At 59.7% G+C, this 15,196-nt stretch carries 14 protein-coding genes and 2 pseudogenes; 5 read left to right on the forward strand and 11 right to left on the reverse strand.

Translation table 11 applies throughout. The annotated features are described in order from the left end of the window. Positions 1-258: 258 nt before the first annotated feature. From BFN10_RS29965 to BFN10_RS01600, 6 genes and pseudogenes are all read right to left on the reverse strand, one after another. Positions 259-1,122 (reverse strand): methyl-accepting chemotaxis protein, encoded by an 864-nt coding sequence (locus BFN10_RS29965; RefSeq protein WP_371322058.1) that lies wholly within the window; start codon positions 1,120-1,122, stop codon positions 259-261. Next, positions 1,114-1,896: pseudogene (locus BFN10_RS29970) on the reverse strand (MCP four helix bundle domain-containing protein); the annotation flags it as partial. The pseudogene BFN10_RS29970 and the gene BFN10_RS29965, both read right to left, overlap by 9 nt. 324 nt (positions 1,897-2,220) lie before the next feature. Then, a pseudogene (locus tag BFN10_RS28585) lies at positions 2,221-2,406 on the reverse strand (LysE family transporter); the annotation flags it as partial. A 108-nt stretch (positions 2,407-2,514) separates the two neighbouring features. After that, complete coding sequence (locus tag BFN10_RS01590) at positions 2,515-3,069, reverse strand: ATP-binding protein (protein ID WP_071488140.1); 555 nt, start codon at positions 3,067-3,069, stop codon at positions 2,515-2,517. A gap of 84 nt (positions 3,070-3,153) precedes the next feature. Next, on the reverse strand, positions 3,154-3,792 hold the full coding sequence (locus BFN10_RS01595; RefSeq protein ID WP_071488141.1) for a hypothetical protein: 639 nt from the start codon (positions 3,790-3,792) through the stop codon (positions 3,154-3,156). A gap of 103 nt (positions 3,793-3,895) precedes the next feature. After that, positions 3,896-4,828: a LysR family transcriptional regulator gene (locus tag BFN10_RS01600; RefSeq protein ID WP_071488250.1), complete on the reverse strand. Its 933-nt coding sequence runs from the start codon at positions 4,826-4,828 to the stop codon at positions 3,896-3,898. Between the two features lie 170 nt (positions 4,829-4,998). Between BFN10_RS01600 and BFN10_RS01605 the strand changes: the two genes are divergently transcribed. Next, positions 4,999-6,009, forward strand: a complete 1,011-nt coding sequence (locus tag BFN10_RS01605; protein ID WP_071488142.1) for a zinc-dependent alcohol dehydrogenase family protein — start codon at positions 4,999-5,001, stop codon at positions 6,007-6,009. A 58-nt stretch (positions 6,010-6,067) separates the two neighbouring features. Here BFN10_RS01605 and BFN10_RS01610 read toward each other — a convergent pair whose 3' ends face one another. Continuing rightward, positions 6,068-6,424 (reverse strand): VOC family protein, encoded by a 357-nt coding sequence (locus BFN10_RS01610; protein WP_071488143.1) that lies wholly within the window; start codon positions 6,422-6,424, stop codon positions 6,068-6,070. Positions 6,425-6,540: 116 nt separating this feature from the next. Here BFN10_RS01610 and BFN10_RS01615 point away from each other — a divergent pair, with 116 nt between their 5' ends. After that, positions 6,541-7,314 carry an NAD(P)-binding domain-containing protein gene (locus BFN10_RS01615; protein ID WP_071488144.1) on the forward strand — a complete coding sequence of 258 codons (774 nt, stop codon included), beginning with the start codon at positions 6,541-6,543 and terminating at the stop codon, positions 7,312-7,314. Here the strand turns inward: BFN10_RS01615 and BFN10_RS01620 are convergent. Beyond that, positions 7,309-8,202, reverse strand: a complete 894-nt coding sequence (locus BFN10_RS01620) for a LysR family transcriptional regulator (RefSeq protein ID WP_083351455.1) — start codon at positions 8,200-8,202, stop codon at positions 7,309-7,311. The genes BFN10_RS01615 and BFN10_RS01620 overlap by 6 nt on opposite strands. Positions 8,203-8,296: 94 nt before the next feature. Here BFN10_RS01620 and BFN10_RS01625 point away from each other — a divergent pair, with 94 nt between their 5' ends. Further along, complete coding sequence (locus BFN10_RS01625; protein ID WP_071488146.1) at positions 8,297-9,463, forward strand: MFS transporter; 1,167 nt, start codon at positions 8,297-8,299, stop codon at positions 9,461-9,463. A 123-nt stretch (positions 9,464-9,586) separates the two neighbouring features. On the opposite strand, the gene BFN10_RS01630 is transcribed toward BFN10_RS01625, so the two are convergent. Together BFN10_RS01630 and pdxR are read right to left on the reverse strand one after the other, a co-directional pair. After that, positions 9,587-10,924, reverse strand: a complete 1,338-nt coding sequence (locus tag BFN10_RS01630) for an MFS transporter (RefSeq protein WP_071488147.1) — start codon at positions 10,922-10,924, stop codon at positions 9,587-9,589. 123 nt (positions 10,925-11,047) lie between these two features. Next, entirely contained in the window at positions 11,048-12,508 is a 1,461-nt protein-coding gene (gene pdxR / locus BFN10_RS01635; RefSeq protein WP_071488148.1) for a MocR-like pyridoxine biosynthesis transcription factor PdxR, read from the reverse strand. An 85-nt stretch (positions 12,509-12,593) separates the two neighbouring features. Here pdxR and BFN10_RS28590 point away from each other — a divergent pair, with 85 nt between their 5' ends. Both BFN10_RS28590 and BFN10_RS01645 read left to right on the forward strand, forming a co-directional pair. Beyond that, entirely contained in the window at positions 12,594-12,866 is a 273-nt protein-coding gene (locus BFN10_RS28590) for an FMN-binding negative transcriptional regulator (protein ID WP_083351454.1), read from the forward strand. Then, complete coding sequence (locus BFN10_RS01645) at positions 12,851-13,615, forward strand: sulfite exporter TauE/SafE family protein (protein ID WP_071488150.1); 765 nt, start codon at positions 12,851-12,853, stop codon at positions 13,613-13,615. The genes BFN10_RS28590 and BFN10_RS01645 overlap by 16 nt, the downstream gene beginning before the upstream one ends. Here the strand turns inward: BFN10_RS01645 and BFN10_RS29845 are convergent. Next, entirely contained in the window at positions 13,612-15,108 is a 1,497-nt protein-coding gene (locus tag BFN10_RS29845) for a methyl-accepting chemotaxis protein (RefSeq protein WP_071488151.1), read from the reverse strand. The two genes, BFN10_RS01645 and BFN10_RS29845, sit on opposite strands and share 4 nt — an antisense overlap. Positions 15,109-15,196: the final 88 nt, after the last annotated feature.

Here is a 15,196-nt window from a genome sequence, read left to right on the forward strand (position 1 = left end):
AATGGGCCGATTGCCGAAATCAATGCTAATAGCGTGACGCAGGCCCAGCAATGAGGGTTTTCCCTCAAAGAAATTTTCCACACCCAATACCGATCAGTTGCTTTTGGCCGCTTGCTGCCCCTCACGACAGGCAGCAATCGGCCATAAGCGGACGTATGCAAGCAACCGCTACCGGCCCTTTACGACAGGCAGCAATTTGCTGGTTAGTGGGGCTTATCCGAGACGAGTATGAGCGGAACAGAAAGGACCGTTCATTACTCAAACTTTAAATCGACTAATCAACACGCCAAAGGATGTGGCCAAGCGCGACAATTCGTAGCTTGAAGCATTGGTTTGATGTGCTCCGGCCGCTGTTTGTGTTGAAAGGTCCTGAATGTTTATCAGATTACGATCAACCTCACGTGCAACCTGAGCCTGTTCTTCAGCGGCACTTGCGATCACGAGGTTCCTTTCACTGATGGTTGAAACACCCTCGGTGATTCGTTCAAGAGCCTGGCCAGCCTCCACGGACTGCGCCCGCGTATCGGCTGCCAGCTCTTTACTTTTATTCATCGCGAAGACGGCTTCATCAGCTCCAGAGCGCACCTGTTGCATCATCGATTCAATGTCCGCCGTCGATGCTTGGGTCCTATGGGCAAGAGCGCGCACCTCATCCGCTACAACAGCGAACCCACGCCCTTGCTCACCCGCCCTGGCCGCTTCGATGGCTGCGTTCAAGGCCAAGAGGTTAGTCTGCTCGGCAATGGCTCTGATCACATCAAGAACTTTAGTGATCTCGTTGATGCGGGTGGCAAGCACCTCAACTTTGGCAGTTGAATTTGAAATCTCATCCGCCATCAATCCAACTGAATTAACAGCTCTGCGTACCTGATCACGACCTTCTACAGCATTGCGGCTGGCTTGCTCTGAGGCTTCAGAGGCACCCGCCGCATTTCTGGCGACTTCATCCACGGCTGCAGTCATTTCGTTCACCGCCGTCGCAGCTTGCTGAATCTCATCATTCTGCCGCGTCAGGCCGCGTGAGCTTTCTTCAGTAACCGCGTTTAGCTCTTCAGATGCAGAGGCCAATTGGTCAGCAGCGCTGCCAATTTCGCTTACCGTAGTTCGTAGGTTATTCTGCATTTTATCGAGTGCGCTCAGCAGTACACCGACTTCATCTCGTCCACTGATTACAATGTGTTTAGAAAGGTCACCATCAGCCACTTCCTCAGCGCTTCGCAACGCGATGGATAGAGGAAGAGTGATTGAACGTGTGATAATCAGTCCCAAAGCGATGGCTGCTAGGAAGGCAATTATTACACCTATACCCAATATCCAGTAAGCACTCTTTGTCTCGGCCTTTGCTGCATCTGCTACCTCACCGCTTTGGCGATAGTTGGAAGCAACAATAACTTGAAGATTATCACTTACTCCCTTGAATGCCGGCGAGACTTTCTCCTGGAAAATCTTGGTAGCGCCATCAATATCACCTGCCTTAGCTAATTCGATCACTGTGCGTGCATCCTGCAAATAGGCTGGCCAGTTTTTTTCGAACTGATCACCTGCCGCACGCTCGTCATCAGCGAGAGGAGTCTGTCGGTACTCCTTGAAAAGTCGGTCAGCCTCTTTCTCGTTTTCAGACATGGATTGAACAGCAGTGTCAAATTTAAGATCTTCTTTTGCGTACTTGTAGAGTAGAGCAGCGTGTAAAGATCTGGAGTACGAAAAAACACTTGCGCGGGCATTAGCTGTATTATAAACAGAAATTAAATTATTGCTTACAATGCCTTCTATTGCTTCTTTTTGCTTAGTGATACCTGAATAGCCTAAGAATCCCACTCCTAAGGTGATCATTGCGCACACTAAAAAAGCAGAAATCAGTCGCGAGGAAAGCTTGGTTCTACGTAATGTGTCCATAAGACTCTCGAAAATTATTAATTGGTTATCCAATCAGGCTTGGTGCGAGTACTGTGTCGGAAGAAAAACCCATAACTATAATTTTTATTTTATTGTCCTGATAAATGACCTTTTTTAAGGCGGAGGCTGGTTTTTTGATAGTAATCAACAGCTGAACGAGACAACACAATAGAATTTCTATCGAGTCGATAGCGCATGCATAAATGATAGGGTTTAAATAATTTAACCCGGGTTTTAAGCGAATGTAAGCCAGGCGATTGCCTACTTCAACGGCCGTAAAGGGCCGAAAGTAGTCTGTCATACAAGTTTATATTGAGCATCGCCTGGCTTGCCCGCCGCCACTAAAAATCCCTGCCGTGCCAATGCCCACAAACCGACCTTGGCCGTACTCGCCTGCGCCTCAGCCTCGGGATTCGCGCGCCACAACTGCAACGCCAGGTAAAACAGTTACGCCGCTCCCAGAATCTTGATCCCGTAGAACAACAACTCCGACGTCTGCAACACCACCGCCGGGGAGAAAGAGGGCGAGGGTGGCGAGGTCCATGGCGGCTCCGGGTTCGCGGGTGCGGGGAGGTGTGAGGATAAGGGGAGTGGAAGTCGTTGGACAGTCTCAGCCGTTCATGTTTTGAGCTGTTTCGGCATTTGCGACACCGCCTGAGCGACTTCAGCGGCCATCTGTTCAGCACTGCGCATCCCGTTAATCTGTAAGACCGGTACCGTCTGCTGTGACAGCCATGATTCGTGCCACGCCCGGTTGCGCCCTGAGAAATTCGGGTCGTCGTATTGCGAAGCCCATTCCCGGAAGGCCGCGTGTATCGCATGCATATCACCACCGGGTGTGATCCGATCGCCAAAGCGGGCCTTTTCGCGGGCCGCCAACCGTTCGAGGCGAACGGGCGTGGGTGTGACCACAAACACAATCAAGTCAGCATCGGCGATCAACGCATCGCCCCAGATCATGCACGAACCGGTCAGCACCCAGTTGTCGTCACCGAGTGCTTGTTGCATCAGGGCAACGCGGTCGCCGGGAGGTCGCTTTGTTGTGAATGGAGGGTTTGTGGGCATCCAGTAGTAATCGTCGACATCGACCTGCCCGATACCGAGCCGAGTGGAGATGTTTCGGCCCAGCGTCGTCACGCCCGCACACGAAGCGCCTGTGATGTAAATCCGCATCTTTTCTTCCATGAATACAAACCTCGCTCCAGGTCAGGAAGCTGCCCTACAAATAGGACGACTATTTCGTCCCACTGTGGCCTATCAGGGCAAAGGTGCTGGATTGACGGTGTACCAACCCGATGGCGTCTTGGCACACACCTGCGGCCTCAGCGGTGTTTCAACAGTGGCATTGCCCTGAACCGAGAGTTGGCGAACGGCAATCACGCAACCTCCCTTGAACGTGCTGATTTTGAGCATCTGAAGTTCCATTTCATAGTCTTTACCGGGCTCGGGAATGAGTGTGACAGGCGCGGGAAAACAGGACATTTGCGAACCGCCCATGGCGAACCCTGCAATAAAGGGTTTACCCGCTGGAATGACGTGCTCGTCAAACACTTTGGGTGACTGGTTGATGGCTTTGCTTGCCTTGCTGGCAGGCATGCCAATCACGCTGTTCTGGCTGTCGGTGGTCCTGAACGGGTAGAGCCCCGCCGAGTCGATATGGGCTTTTTGCCACCCAGCTTCTTCGGGTGTTTGGGTCAGCAGGGACTTGTTGTAAAACATCTCGCACGTCTGGCCGCTGAGGAAACCCGCGTTGGTGGTGTCACCCGTAATAAACCGGATTCGGGCCGAGTTGGCCGGGTCGTATTGGCTGATTTGGGTTTCGTTACGCACGTCGGTTTTGGTGGTGGCGCAGCCGAGTAGCGTCAAGCTGAGGGCCAGGGGAAAGAGAGAACGCATGGGTAACCTTCAAGTCCTGTGATGGTTGGTGGGCGCAACCATACTATGAAGGGCGCGCCTTGGCTTGCGTTCAAATTGAACTCACCGGCGGCTAGGTTTACGGCTAGAGGCGCAGAGGGGTGGGGGTCTCCAGCCACGCAGCATGCAACTGCGGGAAATGCTTCTGCAGCCAATCGATAAAAACCTGCACCTGGGGCGCCAAGTGAGTTCGGCTTGGGTACAGCAGCGACACCGGGCGAGGGGCTGGCCGATAGGGCCTTAATATCTCCACCAAAGCGCCGCTGTCCAGATGCTCGGCAACGGTTATACCGGGCGCCTGGATGATGCCGAAGCCGGACACGCCGCACTGCACATACGCGTTCGACTCGGTGACGGTGATGCCGGCATTACTGATAAATGTCCGGCTCTGTCCGTTGACTGAAAAGTGCCAAGGCAGTGTCCTGTTGCTCTGCCCGGATAAAAAGTTGACGCCTCGGTGGGCGGCCAGATCGTCGAGCGTTTCAGGCAGGCCTTGGGTGTGCAAGTACTCAGGGGCTGCGCAGGTCACCATGGTTGCCAATGCGATAGGGCGGGCGATCAGGGTCGAGTCCGGCAAATCACCGATACGCAACGCACAATCGATGCCTTCGCCTATCAGGTCAACGGCTCGGTCGGTGGCGCCCAGCACGATGTTGATACCCGGGAACGCAGCGGTGAATCCTTTGAGACTTTTGATGAACTCCATTTGCGCGAAAGCCGTGGGAATATCAATGCGCAGACGGCCCACGAGTGTCGCTCCGCCGCGGTCGAACATCGTGGTCGCAGCGGAGATCTGCGCAAGAATGTCCTGCACGCGTTCATAGAACCGCTCGCCCTCGGCGGTCAGTGCGACCTTTCGCGTGGTGCGCTGGAACAGGCGCACGCCCAATGACGTCTCCAGTTCCTGGATATATCGAGTGACCTGGGGTCGACCGATGTCCAGCGATTCGGCTGCTTTTGTGAAGCTGCCGAGTTCGGCCAGGCGGGCGAATAGTCGCATCGATTGCAGCAATTCCATGATGTCTCCGATGCGCCCGAGTGAAACGAAGCGCTGCCAATGATTGTTGCTAAAGAATAGAACAATCATGTCTTTTCCAGTGCATTTATTGCGCGTCTCTAATCACGAAAGATGTGTCCAAGGCGAACCGGCCTCGGTTGGCAACCATTAAGTGGAGTGGGAGATTCATCATGAGAGCCTGGCAGTTAAAAGATTTCGGATTGGACAACCTGCAACTCGCAGAGGTACCGACCCCTCAACCCAAGGCGGGCGAGCTTCTGGTAAAGGTCGGCGCGGTGTCGCTGAACTTTCGCGACAAGGCCATCGTTGATGGTATCTACGAGCCGCACAAGGTGCCCAAGCTGCTGATCCCGGTCAGCGACGCGGCCGGCACCGTGGTCGCAGTCGGTGCCGGCGTCACGCGCTTCAACATAGGCGGCCGGGTCAACTCGCACCTCTACTCGCGCTGGCTGGATGGCGAGCCAGGGCCAAACGAACCGGACTATTGTTTCGGCTCGCCATTGCCTGGCGGATTGGCTGATTACATGATCATCCACGAAGACAGTGCCGTGGCCGCGCCCGCCAACATGACCGATGAGGAGGCGGCCACGCTGCCGATCGCGGCACTGACCGCCTGGTACTCGCTGGTCGACTTCGGGCACATCCAGCCGGGTCAAACTGTGTTGGTCCAGGGTACCGGGGGCGTGTCTATATTTGCGGTGCAGATCGCAACAGCGCTGGGGGCGAAAGTGATCGCAACGTCGAGCAGTGACGAGAATCTTCAAGCGGTAAAACGTTTGGGCGCGGTCGCGGGCATCAATTACCGAACCTCGCCGAACTGGGCGGATGAGGTGCTTGGACTCACTGATGGCAAAGGTGTCGATCTGCTGCTCGATGTGGCCGGTGGCAGCGGCATCAACCAATCGGTCGTAGCAACCAAGGCCTCCGGACGTATTGCACAGATCGGCTTTTTGACGGGGCAGACCGTGGAACTCAACCTGATGCCGCTTATATTCCGTCAGACCACCCTTCGCGGTATTGCCGTGGCGCCACGCTCATCTTTCGACCGGATGAATGTGTTCCTTGAACGACACGGTATTCGTCCCGTGATCGATAAGGTGTACCCGTTCGAAAAAGCGCGTGAAGCTTATGAGCATCTGGCCAAAGGTGCGTTCGGGAAGGTCGTCATAAAGGTCGATTGATACGTAAAAAGGGGCGGTAGCCGCAGCCGACAGCGACGCCCCGATCTCGCAAAGAGACCTATTGATCAGCGTTCCACACCGCCAGTTCATAGCCATCCGGATCGGTAAAGTGGAACCTGCGTCCACCAGGGAACGAAAATGTCTCGCGGGTGATGACAGCCCCCAGGCTTTTGAGTCGCTGCTGCGTGGCCTCGAGGTCATCGGCGTACAAAATGACCAGAGGCCCACCCGGCCGAACCGGCTCCCCCGAGGTGAACCCGCCAGTCAGACGCCCATCGCTGAACTCGGTATAGGTGGGGCCGTAATCGACAAACGTCCAGCCGAACGCGCCGCCGTAGAAGGCTTTGCTGCGGGCAATATCGCTGACGTTGAATTCGATGTTGTCGATTTGCCGGTCTTTCCCTTGAGTGCTCATGCTTGCCTTCCTGGCCGATGTTAAGAGCGGCGAGTGTAGCGTGAACGCCTGCCTGCATGAAGACAGCAATCGTGCCTATGATGCACTCGACTACAGAATTAATCGGAGCGGACAGCGTGCTGAAGATTGGAATCCTGGGCGTCGGTGAGCTGACGGAAAAGGTGGTGATCGGCCTGCGGCGCAGCGAGTTTGGCGGGCGGGTGCTGCTGTCCCCGCGTAACCACCAACGTGCGCAGCAACTCGCTGAACAGTGGGACTGTGAGGTGATGGCTGACAATCAACAGGTTGTCGATGGGGCGGACTTGTTGGTCCTGGGCGTGCGCCCGGAGGTGGTCGATCAGCTTTCGAATGAAGTGCAGCTCAGACCTGAGCAAACGCTGGTGTCGCTGGTGGCGGGATTGAAGCTGACCGAGCTTCAACGCCGGTTCCCGCAAGCGCGTGTGGTGCGCGCCATGCTGTCCTATGCCGCGCAGATCAACCAGGCGACCGTGGTGGTCACGCCCGGTGGCGAACCCCATGCAACGCTGCTGGGCGCGCTCGGTTCATTGGTTGTATTGGACGAGGAAGAGGCGTTCGAACTGGCCACTGTCGCGGCCTGCATGAGCGGCTGGTTCTATTTCTTCCTGAGTGATCTTCAGCAGTGGTTTACCGACAAAGGCCTGTCCAAGGACCAGGCCGCCCAACTGGTGATGGGCAACCTGCAAGACTGTCTGGCCAGCGCCCGCCACCAGCCATCCGCGAGTCTGGCAGCATTGGGTAGCGCCATTGCCACACCGGGCACCTTTACGGCGGCCGGGTTGGCGGTGTTGAGAAACACAGGCGCGACGCAGGCATGGCGCGAGGCGGCTGACGAGGTGCTTGAGCGGCTGCACAAGCCTGCACGTTTATAGCCGGTGATGCTCCAGCAAAAAGTCCACAAACACGCGGATCCGCGCCGGCATGCTCGCACCGCCGACAAACACCACGTGGATCGGCTCCCGGTCGCCGGGGTTCCAGGATTCCAGCAGGGGCACCAGGTGACCGCGTTGCAGGTCTTGTGCAACCGTGAACTCGCCGATGCGTGCGATACCGGCGCCTAATCGCGCCAGTTGAGCGAGGGCTTCGCCACTGCTGCATTCGATATTGCCGTTTATCTTCAGGGAAAACTCCCTACCGTCACGGGCGAAGGGCCAGTCGGATTGGGCGCGGCGGAAGTTGAAGCGCAGGCAGTTGTGGCGCAGCAAGTCGTTGGGTTCCAGAGGCGTGCCGTGTTGCGCAAGGTACTCCGGCGACGCCACCAGGACCTGGCCGGTGTCGCCGATGCGCCGCGCGGTCAGCGGGCTGTCTGGCAGGTCGCCAAAGCGGATCGCCACGTCAGCCTGGCCGCCGAGGATGTCGACCACTTCGTCGCCCAAGGTCAGGTCCACCACAATGTTTGGGTAGCGGGCGCTGAACGCCGCCACCAACGGCACGATGGCCATGCGGCCGTGGCCCAGGGCCGCACTGACCCGCAGCCGGCCTTTGGGCGCGCCCTGGTCGGCGATGGCGTCTTCGACTTCCGCCATGTCGGCCAGGATGCGCCGGGCGCCGCGAAGGTACGCCTCGCCTTCGGCTGTGAAGGCGAGGGCGCGGGTCGTACGAATCAACAGACGGGTGCCCAGGCGTTGTTCTGTGCGTGCGATGACGCGGCTGACGGCCGAGGGCGTCAATCGTAATGCCCGCGCTGCTGCCGACAAGCTGCCTTCCTGCGCCACCATCGCGAATACCGCCATCTCACCCGATCTGCCGTTGAAATCCATTTTTGCCTCGCGCGCAAAGGTGATTGCCAATTAAACGGTCTAGTGCCGTCAAAGCGTTGATCGTAGCATTTGCGGCATAAATGAGGAGTCTTCCATGCGTATCAATCCACCCCTTGTAGCCCTTGCTGTCGGTGCCTTTGGCATCGGCGTCACTGAGTTCGCGCCCATGGGCATGTTGCCCACCATCGCCAATGACCTGGGCGTTTCGATTCCCACTGCGGGGCTGTTGGTCAGCGCCTACGCCCTGGGGGTATTGTTCGGTGCGCCACTGATGATCTTGACCACTGGCAAGATTCCCCGTCGTCACTTGCTGGTCGGGCTTATGGCCATTTTCACCCTGGGTAACGTGATGTCGGCGCTTGCAACCGGCTATTACGATCTGTTGATTGCCCGCGTCATCACTTCGCTCAACCACGGCGCGTTTTTTGGTGTCGGTTCCATCGTCGCGGCCAGTGTGGTCGCGCCGGACAAGCGCGCCGGAGCCGTCGCCGCGATGTTTATGGGCCTGACCCTGGCGACCATTGGTGGCGTGCCACTGGCGACCTGGTTTGGTGAACTGCTTGGCTGGCGTACGGCGTTCTGGGGCATTGGCGGACTGGGCCTGGTGACCATGGTCGCGCTGTGGTTCGCGCTGCCTGACCTGCCGCTGCCGAAAAGCGACGGTGTGCTGGCCGAAATCAAGGTGCTGGGGCGTGGTTCGGTACTGGCGGCTCTGGCCCTGACCGTGGTGGGTTCCGGTGCTATGTTCACCGTGTTTACCTACATCGCGCCGATCCTGAGCAACGAGACCCATGCGTCTACCCCCTTTATCACGGCCATGCTGGTGCTGTTCGGCGTCGGGTTGACCCTGGGCAATGTATGGGGTGGCAAGGCGGCAGATCGCTCGATCGACCGGACCCTGATCGTCTCGCTGAGCGCACTGATTCTGGTCCTGCTGGCCTTTGCATTCCTGATGCGTTGGCCGATACCGGCAGCGGTGAGCATCCTCATCTGGGGTATCGCCAGCTTCGCCGTTGTGCCGCCGTTGCAGATGCGTGTGATGGAAGCGGCCAAAGATGCGCCGAACCTGGCCTCGGCCGTGAACATCGGCGCCTTCAACTTCGGCAACGCGATTGGTGCAGCGGTGGGGGGAGCAGTGATCAACGCAGGGCTGGGCTACCCGGCGATTTCCCTGGCCGGCGCGGCGATGGCGGGCATGGGGTTGCTGATGGTCGTGACGTTCGCCTGGGGTTCTAGAGCGCGCATGGCTGCGGCGGTTTAGCAGATGCGCACCAAAGGGTTCACTGCGGCGCCTGCAGAAAACGCTGTTGATGGTCTGGATGCGGCAGCAGGCAGGTGTCGAACTGATCCTACCTGCGTCCAGCGGCGTTCATCCTCCTGCCGTTTACCGTGAAAGCAAAGGTGCGGTGCTTGTTTGCTCACCACCCACGTCGTGCAAGGACATCCGCGACGTCTCCGGCAACGCCAACCCACCGGCCAGTGCCAGCAACGCCACGGCAATCAGGTAAAACGCCGGTGACAGGTTGCTGCCCGTGGTGCTGATCAACCATGTCGCCACCAGCGGCGCGGTGCCGCCGAAGATCGTGTACGCCATGTTGTAGGTGATCGCCGAAGCGGTATAGCGCGTACGGGTCGGGAAGGTCTCCGAGAGCAAGGCCGCCGTGACCACGCCGCACAGCACCGCCCCAACCGCCAACAACATCACGCCGACAATCGACGCCGCAAACGAACCGGAGCTGGCCATCAGGAACGACGGATACACCACCACGATCAACAACACACAGGCAGTCATCACCGTGACGCGCCGCCCGACCCGGTCCGAATACAGCCCCGCCAGCGGGCAGATCGCCGCCGCGAAAATCAATGCGATCAGCGACACCAGTAACGCTATCGCCCGGTTCAGCCCGCCCGCTACTTGCAGGTACGTCGCGAAGTAGGTGGTGAACATATAAAACGACAACGCCGTCAGTGACACAAAAGCGCCCAGGCAGCAGATCGCCGCACCATGGTTGCGCAAGGTTTCCTTGAGCGGGGAGTGGGCGACGGCGTGCTCTTCCTTCACGGCCTGGAAGGCAGGCGTCTCGTCCAGCTTCCAGCGCAGGTAAAGGCCCACCAGGCCGAGAGGCGCGGCGATCAGGAACGGCAGGCGCCAGCCCCAACTGCCCATGGCTTCGGCGGACAATGACGCCTCAAGGGCATAGGCCACCACGGCGGCGGCGGCGAAAGCGGAAAACGTCGACACCGGCACGAAGCTGCCATACCAGGCGCGTTTGTCACTCGGCGCGTGCTCCATCAGATAAGCACAGGCACCGGCATATTCACCGCCGGCGGAGAAGCCCTGGGCACAGCGGATCAGCGACAACAGAATCGGCGCCGTGACGCCGATGGCGGCGTAGGTGGGCAGCAGACCGATCAACGTGGTGGCAGCGGCCATCAACAGGATGGTCATGGCCAGGGTGCGCTTGCGGCCGATGCGGTCGCCGAGCATGCCGAAAAAAATACCGCCCAAGGGCCGGAAGGCGAAGGCCACGGCAAACACGGCGAAGGTCTTGAGCAGCGCCGCGCTGGCGTCGCCGCTGGGGAAGAATTGCTGGGCGATGGTGGTGGCGAGGAAGCCATAGACGGCGAAGTCAAACCACTCGACGAAATTACCGATGCCGGCGGCGATGATGACCTTGCGCAGGGTTTGCGGGCTGACCTGTTCGGTGGAGGGGCTCGTCATGGGGAAAGGCCTCGGGATAGCTGGGGGGATGACCGATTATCGGTGCAGGTGCTTGGGCGGCGGGGCCCAAAAGAGTCGTCCGCGTAGTCAGTAGCGACTTGCCGGGAGCGGCAGACGCAGGAATCAGGCCAAGTGCGTCGCGCTCATCAGGCGCCGGGCCACCTTCGCCAGTGTGCTTACCCCTTCATCAATCTGCTCCACGGTGAGCCCGGCGTAGCCCATGACCAGGCCTGCCGGTCGGTCGCCCTGCGACGTGAACAACGGCGTCAGGGGATACACACCCACGCCGAGCTCAAGGGCAAGCGCCTGCAAGGCGGGCTCATCCCGCGAGCCAAGCGACGGCAGCAGCAATACCCCATGCAGCCCGGCGGCCATGCCCAGCAGTTTGCCAAGCCCCGCCAGGTGGCGGTCGACGGCATCCAGCAGCGCTTTACGGCGTGCTTCATTGTCACGGCGCAGGCGACGTACGTGGCGTTCATAGGCGCCGCTGGCGATCAACGAGGCGAGTACGTTCTGCTCCCAGCGTGCGGAGTGGCGGTCGGTCAGCCGCTTGGCTTCACGAAACACGCCCACCAGGTCACGGGGCAGTACCAGGTAACCCAGCCGCAATTGCGGCGAGAGTGCCTTGGAGAAGGTGCCGACGTAGATCACCCGCGCTTCGGTATCCATCGATTGCAGCGCGTCGATGGGGCGCTGGCCGTAGCGGAATTCGCCACCGTAATCGTCTTCGATGATCCAAGCGCGATGGCGGCTCGCCCAGTCCAGCAACTCGAGGCGCCGCGCGATGGGCAGTACCGCGCCCATGGGGAACTGGTGCGACGGTGTCACGTAGGCCAGCCGTGCGCGAGGGTCGTCCGGTAAGCGTTGTGTCTGCAAGCCGCAGGCGTCGACCGGAATGGATAACGCGGTTGCGCCGGTGGCCTCGAAACAGTACCGGGCCATGCGGTAGCCCGGGTCCTCGAACACGAACGCATCGTCGGGGTTGAGCAGCACCCGAGCGCACAGATCGAGCCCCTGCTGGGAACCGTGCACCACCAGTATCTGCTCGGCATCGCAGCTCAGGCCTCGCGCGCGGCGCAGATAGCCTTGCAGTGCCTGGCGCAAGCGTTCTTCACCCTCGGGCTGGCCGTAAGGCCGACTGGGTTGACGCTTGACCAGTTCGGCGCGATAGGCGCGATGCCAGCCAAGTGCAGGGAAGTCCCGTGAAGCGACCGCACCATACTGAAAGTCGATACGCGCCGAGGGCGACGCCATGCTGTAGGGCGTAAGGCTGGCCACACGTTGTCCGTACAGCGACAGCAAGGGGGGACGGTGGTCGTCGGGCATCGGGCCTGTCGCCGGCCGCCCCCCGACTCTGGCGGCAACCCTGGCGGCCTTGCCCACGGCAGTCACCACAAACCCCTCGGCGGCCAGTTGTTCGTAGGCGGCGGTGACGGTGGTGCGTGACACCCCGAGTGTGTCTGCCATCGCACGGGTCGAGAGCAGCTTGGTGTCGGGCGCAAGCGTGCCGTCTTCAATCTGTGCACGCAACCTGGCGTAGATTCGGCGTTCAGCGCCGCGCGAAGGATTCGACAACTGGCCCATGGAAAAACCTCGAAACTGGTGCTTTTTGCGCTGCAGGTGATGGGCGAGATTATGGGTTCTCTTCCCGCCAAAATGAATGCTCGCCATGTACATTCCTGATCACTTTGCCGAACAACGCCTGGAACAACTGCACAGAATCATCCATGACAACCCACTGGGCATCGTGGTGATGCCGGGTGACAGCGGCATGGACGCCGATCACCTGCTGTTTGATTTTGAACCGCACGACGGCACCCACGGACGGCTCATGTCAGCCATCGTGCACTTGCGCGAGCGCGGTGAGACGGCACTTGCGCAGATCATGCTGGAAAACCTCGGCCCGTTGGATCCGGAGGCCGCGCCATGGAGCTTGAGCTGAGCCTCACCACGATCCTGGTCACGTTCGCCGGGGTGTTCTTGATCTGCTTCATGAAGGGCGCCTTCGGCGGCGGTTTTGCCATCGTCGGTATTCCGCTGCTGTCGCTGGTGATGGACCCGATCACCGCCGGCGGCCTGCTGGCGCCATTGTTCATTGCCATGGACCTGTTCGGCCTGCGCTACTGGAAACCGTCGACCTGGTCAAAGCCCGACCTCACTTTACTAGTACCTGGGTTGGTGGTCGGGATTGGCGTTGGCTATCTGCTTTTTCGCGTATTGGATCACCGTGCGATTGCGATCGTGATGGCGGTGGTCACCCTGGTGTTTGTCGGCCTGTGGTTCAGGGCCGGGGGAAATGTCAGTGTGAAGCCGCGTTCAGCACCGAAGGCCGTGGCTGCTGGGATCACCTCCGGAATCACCACCATGGTTGCGCATTCCGGTGGGCCGCCGTTGGCGATGTACCTGTTGCCGCTTGGCCTGAGCAAGCAGGTGTACGCCGGCACCACCAGCCTGTTTTTCACCGTGGGTAACCTGCTCAAGGCTATCCCTTGGCTGATCCTGGCCAGGCCGACCGGTGATGTGCAGGGCCTGGCGCTGATCTGCCTGCTCGCCGTGCCCAGTGGCGTGTCGCTGGGCTGGCGCCTGCATGCGCGGTTGGATCAGCGCCAGTTGTATCGCGCGTGCTATGGCTTGCTGATTATCACGGCGCTCAAGCTGTTATGGGACGGCATCAGCGGCTACCTGGCCTAGGGATGAAACCTTCTCCCCAACGCATCCAGGCGCACCGCGATCGGCGGCAACCGCTCGCTGCTGCGTGCCAGGGTTTCCACATCGTCCGCGGTGCTTTGTGCAATGCTCTGCACCGACTGCAGACGCCCGACAATCTCCAGGTTCGCCGTGGTCTGCTCGCGGGTTGTGGTCACGATACGGCCATTGAGGTCATCGATGTGGGCGATGTCGTCGCCCACTGCGCGCAGCATGTCAACGGCCACCTGGCTGTCCTCCACGCAGCGCTCTACGCCCTCGCGGCTATCATGCATGGCTTGCACCGCCTGCCGGCTGCCGTGTTGCAGGCCTTCGATGATGGTTTTGATTTCCTGGGTGGATACCGCCGTGCGTTGCGCCAGGTTGCGCACTTCGTCGGCAACCACGGCGAAACCACGGCCTTGCTCGCCGGCGCGGGCGGCTTCGATGGCGGCGTTGAGGGCCAGCAGGTTGGTCTGGTTGGCAATGCTGCTGATCACTTCAAGCACGGTGCCGATCTGTTCGGTTTGCAGGGCCAGGCCCTGCACCGTGTCGTGGGTGCCGCTGAGGCGGGTGGCCAGTTGGGTGATTTCCTGCTGGGCGCGGCCGACGCTTTCCTGGCCGCGCAGGATCTGTTGGCTGGCCTTGCCGGCATGATCCACCGCTTGCTCGACGTGCACGGCAATGTGGCCCATGGCGTCTTCCATGCGCTGCATCGAGCCGCTCATCTCGGTGATTTGCGCCAGTTGGTGCCGTGCGCCTTTTTCCAGGGTGCCGCTGGCGCTGGCCAGTTCCTGGCCGAGTTGGCCAAGGCCGTGGGAGTCACGGGCGACGCCGTCGATCAGGCCGGTCAACTGATGCAGAAAATGGTCGAAACGCTTGGCGAGGGAGACGTGGGTCTTGCCCTTGTCGCCTTGGGCGGTTTCAACGGTGAGCTGGGAAGTGACCGCCAGCATCTTCTCGAGCATTTCCTGGCTCTCGACCGCTTCGGCCTGGCTGTGCACGGCCAGGTAGAGCAGGGCGACGGTTTCCATCACCACGTAGAACGCATGCACGAACACCATGGTCCAGCCGCCGTGGTGTTCCATCACGAACACTGGAAAGCCTTGATGTTGCAGCGCATGGAAAACCACATGGTGCACGGCGATGGTGGCTGCCGCCACCAGGATCGGCAGCCAGTCACGGTAAAACGTCAGCACCGCGAGCAACGCGAAGATGCCGAAGTGCGCTTCGATCAAGCCCTGGGCCTGGTTGATATGCAATGCCGCCATGACCATCAAGCCCGCGCCGAGCGCGCAGCGCATGACACGGGTACCACCGATGGCGCGGTAAAGCGCGGTCAGCACCACGCTGGTACTACCGCCGACTAACACGGCCTGCACCAGGGTGTCGTGCCAGAACGCCAGGCCCAGGGAAAACAGGAACATCAGCCAGACCAGCGCCAGCATGATGCGGTCGGCTTTACGGTAGTGCTCGGAAAAACGCGTGCGGGTGGGCATTCACACTTACTCCATGTGGTCTGGCCGGAACAAAGCGAAGGGCAGGGTGGAGCGAATCAGGTGTTTTTGATTGTTATTGGATTCAGTG

The organism is Pseudomonas extremorientalis (assembly GCF_001870465.1).
Taxonomy (GTDB): Bacteria; Pseudomonadota; Gammaproteobacteria; order Pseudomonadales; family Pseudomonadaceae; genus Aquipseudomonas; species Aquipseudomonas extremorientalis.